This window comes from [Clostridium] citroniae WAL-17108 (genome assembly GCF_000233455.1).
GTDB lineage: Bacteria > Bacillota > Clostridia > Lachnospirales > Lachnospiraceae > Enterocloster > Enterocloster citroniae.
This window is the reverse complement of sequence record NZ_JH376433.1, coordinates 1-16,985: the sequence shown is the minus strand read 5'-3', so window position 1 is coordinate 16,985 and position 16,985 is coordinate 1. Positions and strand designations below refer to the sequence as shown.

The 16,985-nt window shown below is 49.3% G+C and carries 15 protein-coding genes, 1 tRNA gene and 1 pseudogene; 2 read left to right on the top strand and 15 right to left on the bottom strand.

Going from position 1 to position 16,985, the window contains the following annotated elements:
- Window positions 1-22: 22 nt before the first annotated feature.
- The 3 genes from pta to HMPREF9469_RS28600 all read right to left on the bottom strand — a co-directional run bounded on the left by pta (window position 23) and on the right by HMPREF9469_RS28600 (window position 3,233).
- Window positions 23-1,018, bottom strand: a complete 996-nt coding sequence (gene pta / locus HMPREF9469_RS28610) for a phosphate acetyltransferase (RefSeq protein WP_007870799.1) — start codon at window positions 1,016-1,018, stop codon at window positions 23-25.
- A 284-nt stretch (window positions 1,019-1,302) separates the two neighbouring features.
- Complete coding sequence (locus tag HMPREF9469_RS28605; RefSeq protein ID WP_007870796.1) at window positions 1,303-1,635, bottom strand: cyclic-di-AMP receptor; 333 nt, start codon at window positions 1,633-1,635, stop codon at window positions 1,303-1,305.
- Between the two features lie 134 nt (window positions 1,636-1,769).
- Window positions 1,770-3,233, bottom strand: a complete 1,464-nt coding sequence (locus tag HMPREF9469_RS28600) for a S1C family serine protease (protein ID WP_007870792.1) — start codon at window positions 3,231-3,233, stop codon at window positions 1,770-1,772.
- A gap of 266 nt (window positions 3,234-3,499) precedes the next feature.
- Here HMPREF9469_RS28600 and HMPREF9469_RS28595 point away from each other — a divergent pair, with 266 nt between their 5' ends.
- Complete coding sequence (locus HMPREF9469_RS28595; protein WP_007870789.1) at window positions 3,500-4,759, top strand: nucleotidyltransferase; 1,260 nt, start codon at window positions 3,500-3,502, stop codon at window positions 4,757-4,759.
- Window positions 4,760-4,813: 54 nt separating this feature from the next.
- On the opposite strand, the gene HMPREF9469_RS28590 is transcribed toward HMPREF9469_RS28595, so the two are convergent.
- The 9 genes from HMPREF9469_RS28590 to HMPREF9469_RS28550 all read right to left on the bottom strand — a co-directional run bounded on the left by HMPREF9469_RS28590 (window position 4,814) and on the right by HMPREF9469_RS28550 (window position 13,993).
- On the bottom strand, window positions 4,814-6,031 hold the full coding sequence (locus HMPREF9469_RS28590) for a class I SAM-dependent methyltransferase (RefSeq protein WP_007870787.1): 1,218 nt from the start codon (window positions 6,029-6,031) through the stop codon (window positions 4,814-4,816).
- Between the two features lie 43 nt (window positions 6,032-6,074).
- The gene (locus tag HMPREF9469_RS28585) at window positions 6,075-6,710 is read right to left on the bottom strand and encodes an HAD family hydrolase (RefSeq protein WP_007870785.1); all 636 of its coding nucleotides are present in this window, start codon (window positions 6,708-6,710) and stop codon (window positions 6,075-6,077) included.
- Between the two features lie 45 nt (window positions 6,711-6,755).
- The gene (locus HMPREF9469_RS28580) at window positions 6,756-7,397 is read right to left on the bottom strand and encodes a histidine phosphatase family protein (RefSeq protein WP_007870782.1); all 642 of its coding nucleotides are present in this window, start codon (window positions 7,395-7,397) and stop codon (window positions 6,756-6,758) included.
- Between the two features lie 15 nt (window positions 7,398-7,412).
- Complete coding sequence (locus HMPREF9469_RS28575) at window positions 7,413-8,777, bottom strand: PFL family protein (RefSeq protein WP_007870780.1); 1,365 nt, start codon at window positions 8,775-8,777, stop codon at window positions 7,413-7,415.
- A gap of 78 nt (window positions 8,778-8,855) precedes the next feature.
- Window positions 8,856-9,128, bottom strand: a complete 273-nt coding sequence (locus tag HMPREF9469_RS28570) for an ACT domain-containing protein (RefSeq protein WP_007870777.1) — start codon at window positions 9,126-9,128, stop codon at window positions 8,856-8,858.
- A gap of 165 nt (window positions 9,129-9,293) precedes the next feature.
- The gene (locus HMPREF9469_RS28565) at window positions 9,294-10,091 is read right to left on the bottom strand and encodes an MBL fold metallo-hydrolase (protein ID WP_007870776.1); all 798 of its coding nucleotides are present in this window, start codon (window positions 10,089-10,091) and stop codon (window positions 9,294-9,296) included.
- Between the two features lie 18 nt (window positions 10,092-10,109).
- Complete coding sequence (gene coaE / locus HMPREF9469_RS28560) at window positions 10,110-10,748, bottom strand: dephospho-CoA kinase (protein WP_007870775.1); 639 nt, start codon at window positions 10,746-10,748, stop codon at window positions 10,110-10,112.
- Entirely contained in the window at window positions 10,738-13,524 is a 2,787-nt protein-coding gene (gene polA, locus HMPREF9469_RS28555; RefSeq protein ID WP_007870774.1) for a DNA polymerase I, read from the bottom strand. The genes coaE and polA overlap by 11 nt, the downstream gene beginning before the upstream one ends.
- Before the next feature lie 115 nt (window positions 13,525-13,639).
- Complete coding sequence (locus tag HMPREF9469_RS28550; RefSeq protein WP_007870773.1) at window positions 13,640-13,993, bottom strand: anti-sigma factor family protein; 354 nt, start codon at window positions 13,991-13,993, stop codon at window positions 13,640-13,642.
- 131 nt (window positions 13,994-14,124) lie between these two features.
- Between HMPREF9469_RS28550 and HMPREF9469_RS28545 the strand changes: the two genes are divergently transcribed.
- Window positions 14,125-14,207: transfer RNA gene (locus HMPREF9469_RS28545), tRNA-Leu, on the top strand.
- 149 nt (window positions 14,208-14,356) lie between these two features.
- Here HMPREF9469_RS28545 and HMPREF9469_RS28540 read toward each other — a convergent pair.
- The 3 genes and pseudogenes from HMPREF9469_RS28540 to HMPREF9469_RS28535 all read right to left on the bottom strand — a co-directional run.
- Window positions 14,357-14,702: pseudogene (locus HMPREF9469_RS28540) on the bottom strand (IS5/IS1182 family transposase); the annotation flags it as partial.
- A gap of 60 nt (window positions 14,703-14,762) precedes the next feature.
- Window positions 14,763-15,320, bottom strand: a complete 558-nt coding sequence (locus HMPREF9469_RS30910; RefSeq protein WP_050814500.1) for a group II intron maturase-specific domain-containing protein — start codon at window positions 15,318-15,320, stop codon at window positions 14,763-14,765.
- 5 nt (window positions 15,321-15,325) lie between these two features.
- Window positions 15,326-16,306, bottom strand: coding sequence for a reverse transcriptase N-terminal domain-containing protein (locus HMPREF9469_RS28535; protein ID WP_007870767.1), 981 nt, complete (start codon window positions 16,304-16,306; stop codon window positions 15,326-15,328).
- Window positions 16,307-16,985 lie beyond the last annotated feature (679 nt).

The following is a 16,985-nucleotide window of genomic DNA, read 5'->3' as shown; positions in this document are numbered from 1 at the left end:
TGTAATATTCTCCTTAATCTTATTAATTATTCTGGCACTGTACAGCGGTAATAGCCACAACACCTACAATGTCATCTGCAGAGCAGCCTCTGGATAAATCGTTAACAGGCTTTGCAATACCCTGGCACATTGGGCCATAGGCTTCTGCCTTGCCAAGTCTCTGCACCAGCTTGTATCCGATATTGCCTGCATCCAGGTCCGGGAATACCAGTACGTTCGCATGTCCGGCCACCTTGCTGCCCGGAGCCTTGGACTCGCCGATCTCAGGAACAATGGCTGCATCCAGCTGAAGCTCGCCGTCCAGTTCCAGTTCAGGAGCCATCTCCTTAGCCAGTCTGGTTGCCTCTACCACCTTGTCCACATCTGCGTGGCTTGCACTGCCTTTGGAGGAATGGGAAAGCATCGCAACCTTGGCATCCCTTCCTGTGAGCAGCTTAAAGCTCTCAGCAGAGGATACTGCAATTGCCGCCAGTTCTTCCGGATTCGGATTCTGGTTCAGGCCGCAGTCGGCAAATACAAAGGTTCCATTATCGCCAAACTGGCAGTCCGGAACTTCCATGAGGAAAAATGCGGATACCAGCTTTGTGCCTGGCTTGGTCTTGATCACCTGCAGGCATGGACGCAATGTGTTGGCAGTGGAATGGCAGGCGCCGGATACCATACCGTCCGCATCGCCCTTCTTGATCATCAGGCAGCCGTAGTATGCATAATCATTCAAAATGGTTTCCCTGGCCTTTTCCTCGGTCATGCCTTTGGCTTTTCTCAGTTCTACGAATAAATCTATATACTCCTGAGTTTTCTCATATGTCTGTGGGTTGATAATGGTTGCGCCGGACACGTCCAGTCCGTTGCTGTGCTCACCGATATCCTCCGGTGTTCCGATAATAACAAGATTTGCCAAATCCTCTTTTAAAATCTTCTCAGCAGCCACCCATGTCCTGCGGTCCATAGACTCTGGAAGAACAATGGTCTTCTTATCTGCTCTTGCTTTTTCTTTAATAACATCAATAAATCCCATGGTATACCCCTTTCCTTATTGTAAATAATGCATATAGACTTATTATATACGCAGTGAATGGGGGAAACAAGTTGAATTTAACAAATTCTTGCATTTTTTTAAGTACTCTGCATATATATGTTTTTACGGAATAGCAAAGGCACCGGGCCTTATTCTGTCCTATATAGACTTTAGGGTATCCAGATTCTTGAAGAATATCCAATCATTTACATATTTAAAAGGCGTCTGTGCAGATGCTGTTGGTCCCAGCCGTGCACAGGCGCCTTTGCTGCCTGCAATGTGTATTAAATTTTCTCGTAACGGTCTACATTGATCACAAAGATGGTGGCTCCGCCCACTTCCACGGTCATGGGCATGGTGGCGTAATTCACCATGGTGGTACCGGAAATGTATGGCATGTTCACTGTAAGCTTCTGGTGCTGTCCGCACTCCTGCTTGATGATATCAATAACTTCCTGCACCTTATCGTCTTCCGCACCGATCATAAGTGTGGTATTGCCCTTTTTTAAAAATCCGCCTGTGGTCGATAACCTTGTTACGCTGTAGTGGTGTTGGGTTAACTGGCTTACTACATCATCTTCGTTGTCGTTCCTTACGATTGCATAAACTAATTTCATAAGCTGAACCTCCTTTAATGTCTATTAGGTTCAGTATATCATATTTTCCATAAAATAGGTATAAATATTTATTGGTATTTTGTAACAGTTCAGGGCAGCTTATCTTCCTGACCGGCCTGAACCGTTGCGGTATTTTATGAATCAGCTGCCGGCTTTGTGCCCAGTGTAACCTGCACATCATGCTCCACATAAGCCCCGTTCACCAGGGACTGGACGGTGAGTGTAACGGTGGAACCGCCCTCATAATAGGTGAGCATCTGCTTTAGCTCCTCCATATTGGTCACGGACTGGCCGTCAAACTTGGTTATGATATCTTTTTCCTTTAATTCGGAGGATGCTGCCGCTCCGCCTTCCACGATCTTGTACACGTAGATTCCCACCGGCATACCAAATTCCTGGGCTGCCGATGCATCAATATTGGTTCCCTGGATTCCCAGGTAGCCCTGTGCGCTCTCGGTAACTGCAACACGTGTTTTCTTTGTCATCAGGTTATTTAAAATTTCCTGTGCCTTTGAGATCGGAATGGCAAACCCCATGCCCTCCACCTCGGTGGAAGCCGTCTTGGCAGCATTGATCCCGATCACATTTCCATTAAGGTCGATCAGCGCACCGCCGCTGTTGCCTGGGTTGATTGCAGCATCGGTCTGGATAAATGTCCTGGTAATCCCGCTGCTGTCCGTGATCTCCCGGTCAAGGGCGCTGACATAGCCAACCGTAACGGACTGGCCGTATCCAAGGGCGTTTCCTATGGCAACTACCTGCTGGCCTACCTTAATATTGTCCGAATCCCCAAGGGATGCAACCTTTATCTTGCTCATGGTATCAGAAGGTATATCCTGTAACTGCACTGCGATGATCGCCAGGTCGGAAGCTGAATCCGTACCCTTTACCGCCGCGCTCACATCATTGTTGTCCACAAATGTGACTTTAAGGTCCTGGGCGCCGTCCACCACATGGTTATTGGTGGCAATGAGAAGCTCGGTATCCGTCTGGTTGACAATAATTCCCGAGCCGCTGCTCTGTGCCTGATAGGTCTGTGGCATTCCAAAGAAATCCCTTTGCTGCACTGTCATGGTATCATTGATGGCCACAATGGAGGGCATTACGTTCTCCACGATCCCTGACACATCGGTCACTGCCGCCACGGTTGCCGCATTGTCACTGTTTTGTGTGGTAACCGCGGGCGCCACCTGCGGGATCTGAGCCTGGGTCTGAACCTGGGCCGTGGTTGTGCCGTAAAGGCCGGTCATCCTGGCTCCCAGATAGCTGACACCTGTCATCACACCGCCTGATACCGCACCGAACAGGACGGCTGCAGCTGTGATCCCTGCCGCCCGTTTCACCCAAGTTCCTTTCTTTGGGCCACGGTGAGGATTGCTTGATCCGTTTCCATGATGACCGCCTCCATTCACGGTCTGCTGGGAATATATGGGATCATATCCCGGCTGGCGGCTGTTTCCATATGACGGGCCATAACCGTTATTTCCCTGGTTCCGGGAATCCTCCGGCTTTGGAGTGGTCCAGTTCACGGTTGTCTCCGGCATATTTCCTTCGGGGTTTGTATTTTCATTTAAGTTTCTGTTTTCGTTCTCGTACATAAAAAAGTCTCCTTTCATACATTTCTCTATTTTATTTTTTTGATGTTACCCTTTTGATAGTTATAAATATACTCAGGATTTATGGTGGAATTGTGAAGTGATTGTGGAGAATCTGTGTTCTATTTATTATAGATTTATAAACTGAATATAAACTAATTCCAATCCAGACCAAGGAATACTGGACGCGGGTGTGGATTACAGATATAATGGACATGATAAAAAACAGGAAAATGATCAAAATGATACATGATATGAGGTGACAAATTATGAAACTGACCGGAATCATTGCCGAATACAATCCCTTTCACAGTGGTCACGAATTTCATATAAACAAATCCAAAGAACTGACAGGCTCGGATTTCTGCGTGGTGGTCATGAGCGGGGATTTTGTACAGCGGGGAGAACCGGCTGTATACAGCAAATATCTGCGCACCAGGATGGCCCTGGCCTGCGGCGCCGATCTGGTGGTGGAAATGCCCTCTGTGTTTGCTGTCAGCAGCGCCGAGGACTTTGCTGCCTGCGGCGTGGCGCTTCTTACCGCGCTGGGCGCAGTGGATACCATTTGTTTTGGCAGCGAGGACGGTTCCATTCAGGATATCCAGACCGCGGCCGCACTGCTGGCAGATGAAAGTCCGGTATTTTCCGCCGCCCTGTCCCAGGGCCTGCGCCGCGGCCTCAGCTGGCCCCAGGCCAGAAACCACGCCCTTTTGGAAATGGCAGGGGAACACAAAGACATTCCCTTAAGCCGGGACAGCCTGAACAGCCTGCTGGGCTCTCCCAACAATCTGCTGGGTATAGAATACTGCAAAGCCATTATCCGCAGCCGCAGTTCCCTGAAACCAGTGACCGTTAAGCGCAGCGGACAGGGCTATCACGACCAGGAGCTGGAACACGGACAGGCTTCCGCCTCCGCCCTGCGCAGCCTTTTGACAAAAAAAGAGCAGGACACAGCAATGCGCCTGCTCACTTCCCATGTGCCTGCCGCGATCCTTCCCCTGTACCGGGAGGAACCCCCTGTCACAGCCCAGGACCTCTCCGGTCTGCTGGATTATGCCCTGCTCTCCTTATCCCTAGAGAACCGAGACCTGTCCGTTTACGCGGATCTGTCCAGGGAAATGGCCTCCCGCCTGGACACACGCCTTCTGGAACAGGAGTCATGGGAGGGACGCATCCGGCAGCTGAAAACCAGGCAGTACACTTACACCCGTGTCAGCCGCGCCCTTCTCCATCTCCTCCTTGGCATTACGGACCGTGATATGGAGGAATATAAAAGCGCAGGGTATGCACCCTACGCCCGTATTCTTGGTTTTAAAAAGGAATCAAAGGAACTGCTCTCCGTCCTGAAAAAGCAGTCCGCCGTTCCGCTGGTCACAAAGACGGCTGATGCATCACGCATCCTTTCAGGGCCATCCATGTCCATGCTGAACCGGGATATCTACGCTTCTCATGTGCGCCAGAGCATTCTGGCACATACCTATGGATACAGGGCCAGGAATGAGTACACCCAGCCGGTGTGCATCCTGTGATCCCGTGTACAGGAGATTTGGAGGCCGGACGTTCCGGGTACAGCAATTCCGGTGTCAGGGGACCAGAGGTTTAGGAGGCAGCAGTTCAGGGTCTAAGAGCTCCGGGGCCAGCAGTTTTACAATTGTGGGCTCTACTCCCATAAATCCTGTCAGTTTCCTGATCCGGCTTCCATTGTCCTTTTTCTTTCCCTGAAGAATGGCACGAATCAGGATATTCTTAGGCGTGTGCTCCATGTCAATAAATTCCAGTATCTGGGTTCTATATCCCCTGTATTCCAGTACCTGTCCCCTAATGGCATCTGTGTAGAGAGCGGCCATCCGCTCCCTGATCAGGCCGTATTGAAGCACCGGCTTCATCAGGTCGTTCTCCATCTGTTTTGCCAGCTCATGCTGGCAGCAGGGCACGGAGAGAATCACCTTCGCCCCCCAGTCCACGGCCTTTTCCAGGGCATAATCCGTGGCCGTATCACACGCGTGGAGCGTTACCACCATATCCGCATGGTCCACGCCCTGGTAGGAGGCAATGTCTCCGTGGAAGAAATCCAGCCTGTCATATCCGTACTGCCTGCCAAGACTGCTGCAGTGGTCGATCACGTCCTGCTTTAAGTCCAGGCCGATGATGTGCACGGGATATTCCTTGAGCACCTTCAGGTAGTAATACATGGCAAAGGTGAGATATGATTTCCCGCACCCGAAATCAATGATCGTGGTCTCTTCCGCCTGGTCCAGATTGGGAAGGATATCTTCTATAAACTCCAGGAAACGGTTGATCTGACGGTACTTGTCATAACGGTTGCTGACGATCTTCCCCTCTTTTGTCATAACGCCCAGGTCCACTAAAAAGGGGACCGGCTTTCCTTCCTCCAGGATATACTGTTTTTTCCGATTGTGGGAAAGGGCGGCGGTTCCTGCCTGGATCCGCGCGGGCCGGCCTGAAGACCGCTTCACCTTCACGGTCACCTTTCCCTTTTTACTCACAAGGATCAGGGCGCTTCCATTGGCTGAGGCGATCTCCGCCTGCCGGAAACTCCCGTCCAGCAACTCCCTTACATAATCCACTGCCTCTTCCTTATTCATATTGCGGTGAAATGCCTGCTTTCCCACCTGTTCCTCGGCCTGGAATACCAGCTCCCCCTTTAACAAAAGGGGACGCAGACGCGATTTTGCCATTACATCTTTGTCCACGGGATTACTCAGCAAAATCCGTTCCAGTGATCCGTCCATAAACAGATTCAGCGCCCGCTCCACATCCCTTAACTCTTCCTGATTCATGTTTTCCTCCCATTGAGACTCCCACTGCTTTCGGTGCAGACCCCTAACCCAAAAGCTGTTTTGCGATTCCCGGCAGCTGTGCCATATATTCCAAACTGGCTGCCGCCCCATCTGTTCTTCCATACCCATAGGCTGCATGGACAAAAGGGACTCCTGCCGCTGCCGCCGCTGCCTGGTCCATGGCCGTATCGCCCACGTAGAAGCACTGGTCCAGATGATTTCTTCTGACCACCATCCTGATATTATCGCCCTTGGGAAGTCCGGTGTTTCCAAAGCATTCCCTGTCCCTGATATATTCCTCCAGCCCCCAGCTTTTCAGCAGTACTTCAATGTACCCGCGCTGGCAGTTGCTGACAATAAACAGCTCATATTGCCTGGCAAGCCGGATCAGAGTCTCCTTCACATCGGGATACAGGGGACCGGGATGGCTTAAGAGATAATGGTTCTCATATTCCATGCACTCAGTCATCAGTTTCATGCATGCCTCATGGGTGAGGGATGGAAAAAATGTCTTTCCCAGTTCATCCATGGTTTTTCCCATATTGTCATACATGTCCTGTGCCGTGATCTTCACATCCAGATCAGGATGCTTTGAAAGCACCTCATTCCAGGAATCCGCCACCTGTACGGCCGCATCCCACAAAGTTCCGTCCACATCAAATATAATTCCTTTTTTCATACCGGCTCCTTTTTGCGCGCCGCTCCCACAGTCTGCGTCCGCGCTTTAATTCTCTGCATCCACCCAGGCATTCCTCAACAGCTCCGGATGCGTCTGCAAATGTGCGTAATCATTGAATCTCTCCATAAGGAAACGGCCTGTTTCCCTGTTCCAGCACAGTTCTGTAATGCTGCAGTTTTCAAGACTGGATCCCAAAAGCCGCCACTTGGCCATGGGGATTCCCAAATAATGGGCAGTCATGGACCGGATGACCCCGCCATGGGTCACCACCGCGATCCGCTCATAGCCGCTTCGGACCATTTCCATAAACACCGGTTCCGCCCTGCGCACCACATCAGATGCACATTCTCCACCAGGATAAGGAATATCCTCCTCCATACGGTTCTGCCGCTCCTTAAATGCCTGATATTTTACTGCAATGGCTTCATCCGTCATGCCTTCCATGTCCCCAAAGCTTATCTCCCTGAGTTCCGGACGTATGATATGCTCCACATTCCAGTACAGGTTGGCTGCCTGGGCCGTTTCCACGGCACGCAGCAGATTGCTGGAATATACAACCTGTATGTTTTCATGAAACAGGCGCTCTCCTAAGAGAGACGCCTGCCTGTAACCTTCTTCACTTAAATCAACATCCACATTGCACAGCTTGCTGCACTGCCGTCCATGCCGGATCAAATAAAGCTTCATATGGATTCCCCCTGATCAGTTCTTAAAGCTGTGGATGGGGGCCGGAATCCTTCCTCCCCTGGTAACGAACTTCTCACAGGAAAACGTGTTGACCGGGATAATCGGCGCATAGCCTAAAAGCCCGCCAAACTCAGCTGTATCTCCCACCTTCTTGCCGATCACCGGGATCAGGCGCACTGCGGTGGTCTTCTGGTTGATCATGCCGATGGCCGCCTCATCCGCTATGATACCTGCAATGGTGGTGGATGGAGTGTCACCCGGTATGGCGATCATATCCAGTCCCACAGAGCATACGCAGGTCATGGCTTCCAATTTTTCAAGGGTAAGGGCGCCCAGACTTACGGCATCGATCATTCCCTGGTCCTCGCTGACAGGAATGAATGCGCCGCTTAAGCCGCCCACGTAGGAGGAGGCCATTACGCCGCCCTTTTTTACCTGGTCATTGAGCATGGCAAGGGCTGCCGTGGTTCCCGGCGCCCCTACGCGCTCCAGACCGATCTCCTCCAGGATTTCAGCCACGCTGTCGCCCACAGATGGTGTGGGAGCCAGGGAAAGGTCAATAATGCCAAATGGGATCCCCATACGCCTGGAGGCTTCCTGGGCCACCAGCTGTCCCACACGCGTGATCTTAAATGCAGTCTTCTTGATCGTCTCGCACAGGACCTCGAAATTCTCTCCTCTGGCCTTTTCAAGAGCCACCTTCACAACTCCCGGGCCGCTGACCCCTACGTTAATGATGGCATCCGCCTCTGTGACGCCATGGAATGCCCCTGCCATAAAGGGGTTGTCATCCGGCGCATTACAGAATACCACCAGCTTTGCACAGCCCAGGGAATCATTGTCCCTGGTGGCCTCTGCCGTCTCCTTCACGATCCTGCCCATAAGCTCCACTGCATCCATGTTAAGCCCTGTCTTGGTGGAACCCACATTGATGGAGCTGCAGATGCGCTCGGTCTCGGCAAGCGCCTGTGGAATGGAAAGGATCAGGTTTCGCTCCGCTGTGGTCATGCCCTTGCTTACAAGGGCGGAATAACCGCCGATAAAGTTTACCCCCACTTCTTTTGCAGCCTTGTCCAGAGTTCTTGCAATGGTGACAAAATCCTCCGGGCATTTACAGGCCGCCCCTCCCACCAGTGAGATCGGAGTGACGGAAATACGTTTATTAACAATGGGGATACCAAAATCACGTTCAATATCCCGGCCCGTGGCCACCAGATCCTTTGCCAGGGTGGTGATCTTGCGGTAAATGTTCTCATTTACCCGATCCAGATTGCTGTCCACGCAGTCCAGAAGGCTGATGCCCAGAGTAATGGTACGCACGTCCAGTTTCTCGTGCTCGATCATATTGTTGGTTTCATTTACTTCATATATATTAATCATGTCCTGTTGACCCTTTCTTATGAATGACTCAGCGCTGTCCTGTGAGCGCCGGATTGCAGGCTTGCGTCTGAACCTGAATCAGATCCTGTGCATCTTTGTAAAAATGTCTTCCCTCTGGATCTTAACCTTAACGCCGATTTCCTCACCTGCGCGTTCCAGCTCCTCTGATACCAGTCCAAAGGACTTGGTCATGGCGCCCACATCCACGATCATCATCATGTTAAAGTAACCCTGCACGATGGTCTGGGAAATGTCAAGAATGTTAATCTGATTGTCTGCCAGATAGGTACATACTTTTGCGATGATCCCTACTGTGTCTTTTCCTACTACAGTGATAATTGCTTTGTTCATTTTCATTCTCCTCATACCATTTTTTCCCTGTAATCCATAGGGGATATATTTATCTTTTGACATTGTAGCATATGTTTTTAAAATTGTCTGCCTGGTTTTCAGATTTTTTTGTTCGCTGCCATGGCCCGGCAATTAAAAAGGGAAGGCAGGCGCCTTCCCTTTTACTTACAAGTACACGATCTCGCTCATATGATCCCTGCCCGCCACCGAGATGGAAAAATCGGAAGCACCATACGGGCAGTCTCCCTCGTCAATCTCCAGACGGACCGTCTCATATGCCAGTTCCTCATAGTTGTTCTCCTTGCTCAGATGTCCCAAAAAGACCTTTTTCAGCTTATCGTGGAGAACGCAGTTCAACAGCCTGCCCGCATTTTCGTTGGACAGATGGCCGTGGTCCCCTAAGATCCTTCGTTTCAGGTAATAGGGATAGGGGCCTGTCTCCAACATGCGGACATCATGGTTGGATTCCAGTAAAAGGGCGTCCAGTCCCTGGAGGTTATCGATTATGTACTGGTCAAAATGCCCCATATCCGTGGCAACCGCCACTGATTTGTCACCGCAGTTCACTCTGTATGCAACGGGATTAGCCGCATCATGGTCGATTTTAAAGGGCCTCACATTCAGGTCCCCCAGTGTAAAATCCACATCAGGGCAGATGGGAGTAAGCAGATCCCTGTCAAACTCTCCCAGACTTCCGGATGAGGCGATCTCGTCCAATGTCTCCCTTGTACCGTATACCGGCACGTGGTATTTCCTGGATAGTACTCCCAGCCCTTTAATGTGGTCCGAATGCTCATGGGTAATCAGGATTCCATTCACATCATTCCCGCTAAGGCCAATCTCATTGAGCCCCTGCTGGATCCGCTTATTGCTGATCCCTGCATCCACCAGGATATGTGTGTCATCGGAACCTATATAGATGCAGTTCCCGCTGCTTCCGCTTGCAATGCTTACCATTCTCATGTTTTTACAATCCTTTGCCTAAAATATATGTTCTAAGAGCGCCTGAATCTGTGCTCTGGTCTCTTCCAGCGTTCCGTTATTGTCTATGACAGCATCGGAAAATGCGCGGAATGTTTCCTCCGACACCTGATTTTCCATAATAGCCAGGGTTTTCTCCACCGTATAACCCCGGTTCTCCCCAAGGCGCTTGATACGGTTCTCCCTTGATGTATAAACATACCACATTTCACTGCACTTGTCACGAAATTCTTTTGAGGGAATGGCGGCCTCTATGACCACCCGTTCCTCCTTTGCAGCCATGGCTTCCTCCATGGCTGCCTTCCACACCAGAGGGTGTGTCCGTTCGTCCACACCCCTTCGTTTCTCCGGATCATGGAAAATGATCTCCGCCATGGCGGCCCGGTCCAGGCTTTTGTCCTCCAAAAGCACAGAAGGTCCCAGATACCCCACCACTGCCAGGTAACTCTCCATTCCAGGCTGCATCAGGTCTTTGGCCACCTGATCCGCCTGGATCACATGGAATCCGTAATCTTCTTTTAGGATGGCAAGGATCCTGCTCTTGCCTGAACCCACCCCGCCGGTTATGCCCAGCATGAATTTGCCTGCCCTACATTGATCCGTCACCCTGCCCTCCGCATTCTTCTCACTATTTTGCATCAAACCAGGAATCCCCCACTTCCGCTTCCACTTCCAGTGAAACCTTCAGACTGGCGGCGTGTTTCATCTTATCCACCAGCAGTTCCCTGACAATCTCCACCTCATCCCTAGCAGTCTCGATCAGCAGTTCATCATGGATCTGGAGCACGATCCTGGACTTTAAGTTTCTGGAACGGAGTTCCCGGTCCACTGCGATCATGGCAATTTTCATAATGTCCGCCGCCGATCCCTGGATGGGGGAATTCATGGCCACGCGCTCACCGAACTGGCGCTGCATGAAGTTGGCGGACTTAAGCTCGGGAATAGGGCGTATTCTTCCATAGAGTGTGGTCACATATCCCTGTTCCTTTCCCTGGTTTACAAGGTTATCCAAAAACACCTTTACTCCCGGATAGGTCTCAAAATACTTGTCAATATACTCCACCGCTTCCTTCCTGGAAATGCTCAGGTCCTCACTGAGCCCAAATGCACTGATGCCATAAACAATACCGAAATTAACCGCCTTGGCATTGCGCCTCTGCAGCGGCGTCACCTCTGCCAGGGGCACATGGAACACCTCGGAGGCCGTGATGGCATGGATATCCTGTGCGGAACGGTATGCCTCGATGAGACGTTCATCCCCGGACATGTGGGCCAGGATACGCAGCTCGATCTGGGAATAATCCGCATCCACGAACACATATCCTTCCTTGGGAACAAATACCTTGCGTATCTCACGTCCCAGGGCCATACGGATAGGGATATTCTGGAGGTTAGGCTCCGTGCTGCTGATCCTTCCCGTGGCCGTGATGGTCTGGTTAAATTTCCCATGGATTCTGCCATCCTCACCTATATAGGCAGCCAGCCCTTGGGCATAGGTGGAATTCAGCTTTGTAAGCTGGCGGTAATCCAATATCTTCTGCACCACGGGATAATCCGGGGCCAGCTTATCCAGCACATCCGCCGCCGTGGAATAGCCTGTCTTGGTCTTTTTTCCGCCGGGAAGCTGCATATCCCCAAACAGGATCTCGCCCAGCTGTTTTGGTGAATTGATATTAAACTCCTTGCCCGTATCCTTGTAGATCTCCTGCTCCAGTTCATCGATCTGCACCTTCAGGCGGTTCCCATATTCCGTAAGGTTCTCCCGTTCTACCTTAACCCCTTCCTTTTCCATGTGGTAAAGACTGTAGATCAAGGGCATCTCAATATCCTTAAAAAGATCATACATGCCCGTTGCTTCCAGCTGCTGCTTTAAGGGACCGGCCGCCTTCCATGCCACATATCCCATGTAGCAGGCACAGGTTACCGCCTTGGCATCCTCATCCCAAAGCGCATCGCCTAGATCCGCCTTGGCCAGCAGATCCGCCCTGGAGGGCACGGTAAGCCCCAGATAATCTCTGGCCAGGTCATCATAGGCATAGGTGTCCTTTAGCGGATTCAGCAGATAACCTGCCACTCCGCTGTCATAAACAGGTTCCGTGTCCTCTATCTCCAGATAGGGAAGCATTTCCTTCAGGTTCAGGACCCATGTGCCCTCTGCTTTGTCCTCTGCTTTGTCCGCTCTTTTATCTGCTGCTTTGCCTGCTCTTTTAGTGCACAGCACCCGCGCCCGGCTGACCAGGAAGTCTCCTGACAGTTTTTCACCTGCAGCCATGCAGTAGATCTCATCTTCCCCAAAACACAGAGCCAGGCCGGTTACCGGATTAAGCCCGGATTTCGCTTTCTTTCCCGCCTTCACCTCGCCGTTCTCATCAAAACTAAAGGCCATCTGCTCTGCCGCCTCCGCTGCCGCGGTGTTCCTGCCGGTTATGAGCTGCAGACCTGCCACCTGGCATTTATCAGCCCTGGCAAATACCTTTTCCGCCTCCTTCTCATCCTTGATCAGGAAAAAATGTTCCTCCAGGCTGGATTCAGAGGAATCCTCCACAGCCGATGCGTCAAACCGCGTGAGCAGGGACTTGAACTCCAGCCGCTTCATATACTGGTATGCCTCCGGGGTATACAGGTTTCCGATCTTTGCATCCTCGTACCGGAACTCCACCGGACAGTCAAGGCAAATGGTGGCCAGTTTCTTACTCATCTGGGCCATATCGTAGTGCTCCCCCAGCGCTTTCTGTGCCCTGGGCGGTTTGATCTCATCCAGATGGGAATAACAATTCTCAATACTTCCGTAAGCAGCGATCAGGCTGGTGGCCGTCTTTTCACCGATGGATGGGACACCGGGTATATTATCAGAGGCATCCCCCATCAAAGCCTTTACATCAATAAACTCCACAGGGGTGACCTGGTATTCCCTCTTTACGTCTTCCGGATAATAATCCTTGATCTCGGTGCCTGCCCTGCTGGTCTTGGGAATGCGGATCTTAATATGCTCGTCCGCCAGCTGTAACAAGTCCCTGTCACCGGATACCACGGACACATTGATTCCCCGTGCCTGGCTTTTCTTTGCAACCGTTCCCAGGATATCATCCGCCTCAAAACCAGGCAAGGTCATGATCGGCACTCCCATGGCCGTAAGCACATCCTTCATGACCTGTACCTGCTGGTGGAGCTCCTCGGGCATGGGTTTTCTTGTGCCCTTGTAATCATCATACATCTCATGGCGGAAGGTGGGCTCCTTTAAATCAAAGGCCACCGCAAGATGATCCGCTTTTTCTTCCTCCAGGATCTTAAACATGATATTTAAAAAACCGTACACTGCGTTGGTATGAAGACCCTCAGAATTCGTCAGGTCCGGTACCCCGTAAAATGCCCGGTTTAGTATACTGTGTCCATCGATTAAAACTAGTTTGTCCATATTAAGATAGTCCTTTCTTTATCTGAAATACCGTTGCCGGTCAGTGTCTTTGTTTCTACAGGCTCAGATTCCGCAATACCCGGTTCTACAGGCCCGGATTCAACAATATCCGGTTCTACAGGCCCAGGAATCCGCTCTGTCCCCATAACCGAAACTGCAGTATCAGTGCCATGAGCAGCGCCCAGAAACAAAGGGTGTTCACCGCATACCTGGCTGTCTGAAGAAGCTTTAATGTGTGGATTCTTTGACGTGAAAGCTCCAGTGCTGTCTCCAGCGCCCCTTGGATATTATAGCTGCCGGTTCCCTCATCCAGCTGGCGGATACCCACATCCACCGTAAAATAAATCTCCAGTTCCTCGCGGCAGTTCTCACAGTGCTCAATATGGTTTAAAAATTCTTCCAACTCCTCATCTGTAATGCTGCCGTTAATATAAGGCATAACCAGACGTTCCGCTTCCCTGCAGGTCACAGCCGCACCTCCTAACTGTCATTGTAATCAAATCTTCTTACATCATACAATAAATCATCTGCTTTTTCAACGCAAAAAATACTTGCAAAACTCTCTTTATTGTGATAAAATAATCAACGTTGCAAAGATAGGCCGGCATGTCGGAATGGCAGACGAGGCGGACTCAAAATCCGTTGATGGCGACATCGTGTGGGTTCAAGTCCCACTGCCGGCACTGTTTTTTGGAAAGTGTAAAGTCTTGGAAGCACCGTATTTACGTTGTTTCTGAGGCTTTATATTTTTTGTGTAACATTTAAATGTAATACCAAAATTGGTATTCCTTAAAAGGTGGTATTCCTTGAGTATCAAAATGTCATATTTTGTATGGGACTCTTCCCGCAGTTCTTCCCATCTTTCATTGATCTTCATGACTTTATTGCGGTCCGGGTTCTTTTCTGCATTGTATTTGTAGCTTCTCATATTCCTGAAGCTTGATATAACTCCGGATCCCGTTCTCTTTCAGATACAGAAGGTTCTTTTCACTGCAGCAGCCGCTGTCAGCAGTCACTGCCTCCAACGTATTTCCAAACGTTTTCCTGTGCTTTTCTAAAACAGGAATCAGCGTATGATAGTCTGTCCGGTCATTGCTTACATATCCGTGGACGATAAAGTAATTCTCCACCGCAATCCGGACATTGTATGCTGGTTTTAACTGCCCGTTCAGCATATGAGTCGGCTAGGTCGGAGAGATTACTCCCTCTTTCCCGCCTAAGAACTGTACGTGTCACTTTCATGACATACAGCTCAAGCATACTTTTTTTCCGTTCTCTTGGTTCCTTGACTTTCTCTTTCTATCCTTAAAATATTTTGCTAGTTCGGCGTTGAATGGACTTGCATCATGTTTAATCAGGACATGTCTCTTGATGTGCACCCAGGTCATCTTCATAAGTTGCAGATTGTGTTGATTTGGAGATGAGAGAATCCATCGATTGGCACTTATTCCTCTATAATCTTCTCGAAAATATCTTTCCCTAATCCATTTATTATTTTTCTTTCTGTGGGTTCTTCTCAAGAAGCGATACGTCACATTAACTATGTGTTTATCCATATCTGCGAATGCCTTAGTTGACACCTCTGGTCTCCAGTAGTTTGCTATTCCCAGAATGACTGGATTCAGTTTTTGAATAAGCACATCCACCTTGTGTCCTCGTACCTGATAAGTAATATCAGAGATTTTACGTTTGCTTTTCTTGATACTGTCCTTGGAAGGTTTTATAAATAACTGTTCGCCCTTCGCAGTTTTATATCGCCGAATATTAAAACCCAGAAAATCAAACCCCTTTGTCACCTCTACTATTTTTGTTTTTGTTTTGTTTCCTCTAATTCAAGCCCTCTTTGAGCGAGATATGGTTTCAGTTTATTATATACGCTTTCGGCCTGCTGTTTTGTATTACACATAACTACAAAGTCATCCGCATATCGTGTCATTGCATAGGCTGTTGGATTAACTGCCCATGTATACCCATCACTGCGTTTGTTTACGTAATACTTGATTCCAAGAGCCTTTTCCATTCCGTGCAGAGCTACGTTCGCTAATAATGGTGATATTACTGAACCTTGACCACTTCCGGATTTTGTACTATAAAATAAACCATCGTCTACATATCCTGCTCTCAGCCATTTCTCAATGACTTTTCTGTTTGGAATTCCTTTGATTTGTTCTAATATATGACTATGGTTGAGATTGTCGAAACAGCCTTTAAAGTCTCCCTCAAATACCCATCGCCTTTTTCCGAACACCAGGTATTTATAGATTCGCTCAATCGCATCATGGCAGCCTCTTTCTGGTCGGAATCCATAAGAGGTTGGTTCAAAACGGTATTCCCATTGTGGCTCCAGTGCCATTTTCATTACATTCTGCCAGATTCGATCTATGATTACTGGGATGCTTAACGGACGTAATTTCCCGTTTTTCTTTTTTATATAAGTACGGTAAGAGGGTTTGGGGTTGTGATATGCTATAGTACGATTGCACATTTTTCGGTAGAGATTCATACGTTCGATATCTGTCTGTATCGTTATGCCATCTACTCCAGCCGTCTTTCTCCCTTTGTTTTCCTGAGTAATTCTTCTGATAGAAAGCAGCAATACCGCCTTGCTTCGCATTAGCAGCCGCTGTAACTGTCTTGTTTTTCGTTTGTTCCCCAAGCTTTCGGCACGATAGATTCGTTGTTGCAGCCTGTTTACATACTTACGGATTTGTTTCCATTGTAGTTCTTTCCAGTTCGTAGGGAAGGACGTTGTGGACTTTATTTGTAATAAAGTATTTCTCATCTGTCATCCTCCTTTTAACAGGTTGCTTTCCGCTTTCTTTCGTGTTGTATACCAGTTGGAAGTCAGCTCTCTTTCGAGTCACTTTATCGTGTATCCATCCAGTTATTTCTTATTCCTGCCGGTTTGCACCTTGATGGCCTTTGCTTTTTCCAACGCTCCTATACCCTGCAGGGAATTGTGCCTTCCTTGCGGTCAGTCTACCAACCTTTATAGGATTGGACGCTGCAGGGCTTACCAAGTTCAGCTTCTTTCAGATTCGATTTGTTTAGGTATGTTCACTATACCGGCAGATATATGGGTGACAACTGACATTAAGAAGAAGTAATGTTTTCCTATCTGCATTACATTGGCATTCACATCCATCCAATGCTGAATGTCACGATATTTAATTACATACCATGCAAATCTTTCCCTCGCCCTCCCGTTCTATGGATGCTAAGTTTGGGATTAGGCTTTTCCTCATGCAACCCACCCCACAGTTACCTGTGGCGCAGTTTCGGATGGGAATATCCCTATCACTGGGATACTAGAGTTATTAATCTATACTGAAATATTTCAAGAAGAAGCCGCTTCTTGTCGCACTCTTCTTTCATCCGCATGAAGGTTGCTTCCATGTCTGTTTTGGAACAGCTGTTGCGGCCTTTCCCCATGATCTCAAAGCATTCCTTATACTCCATCA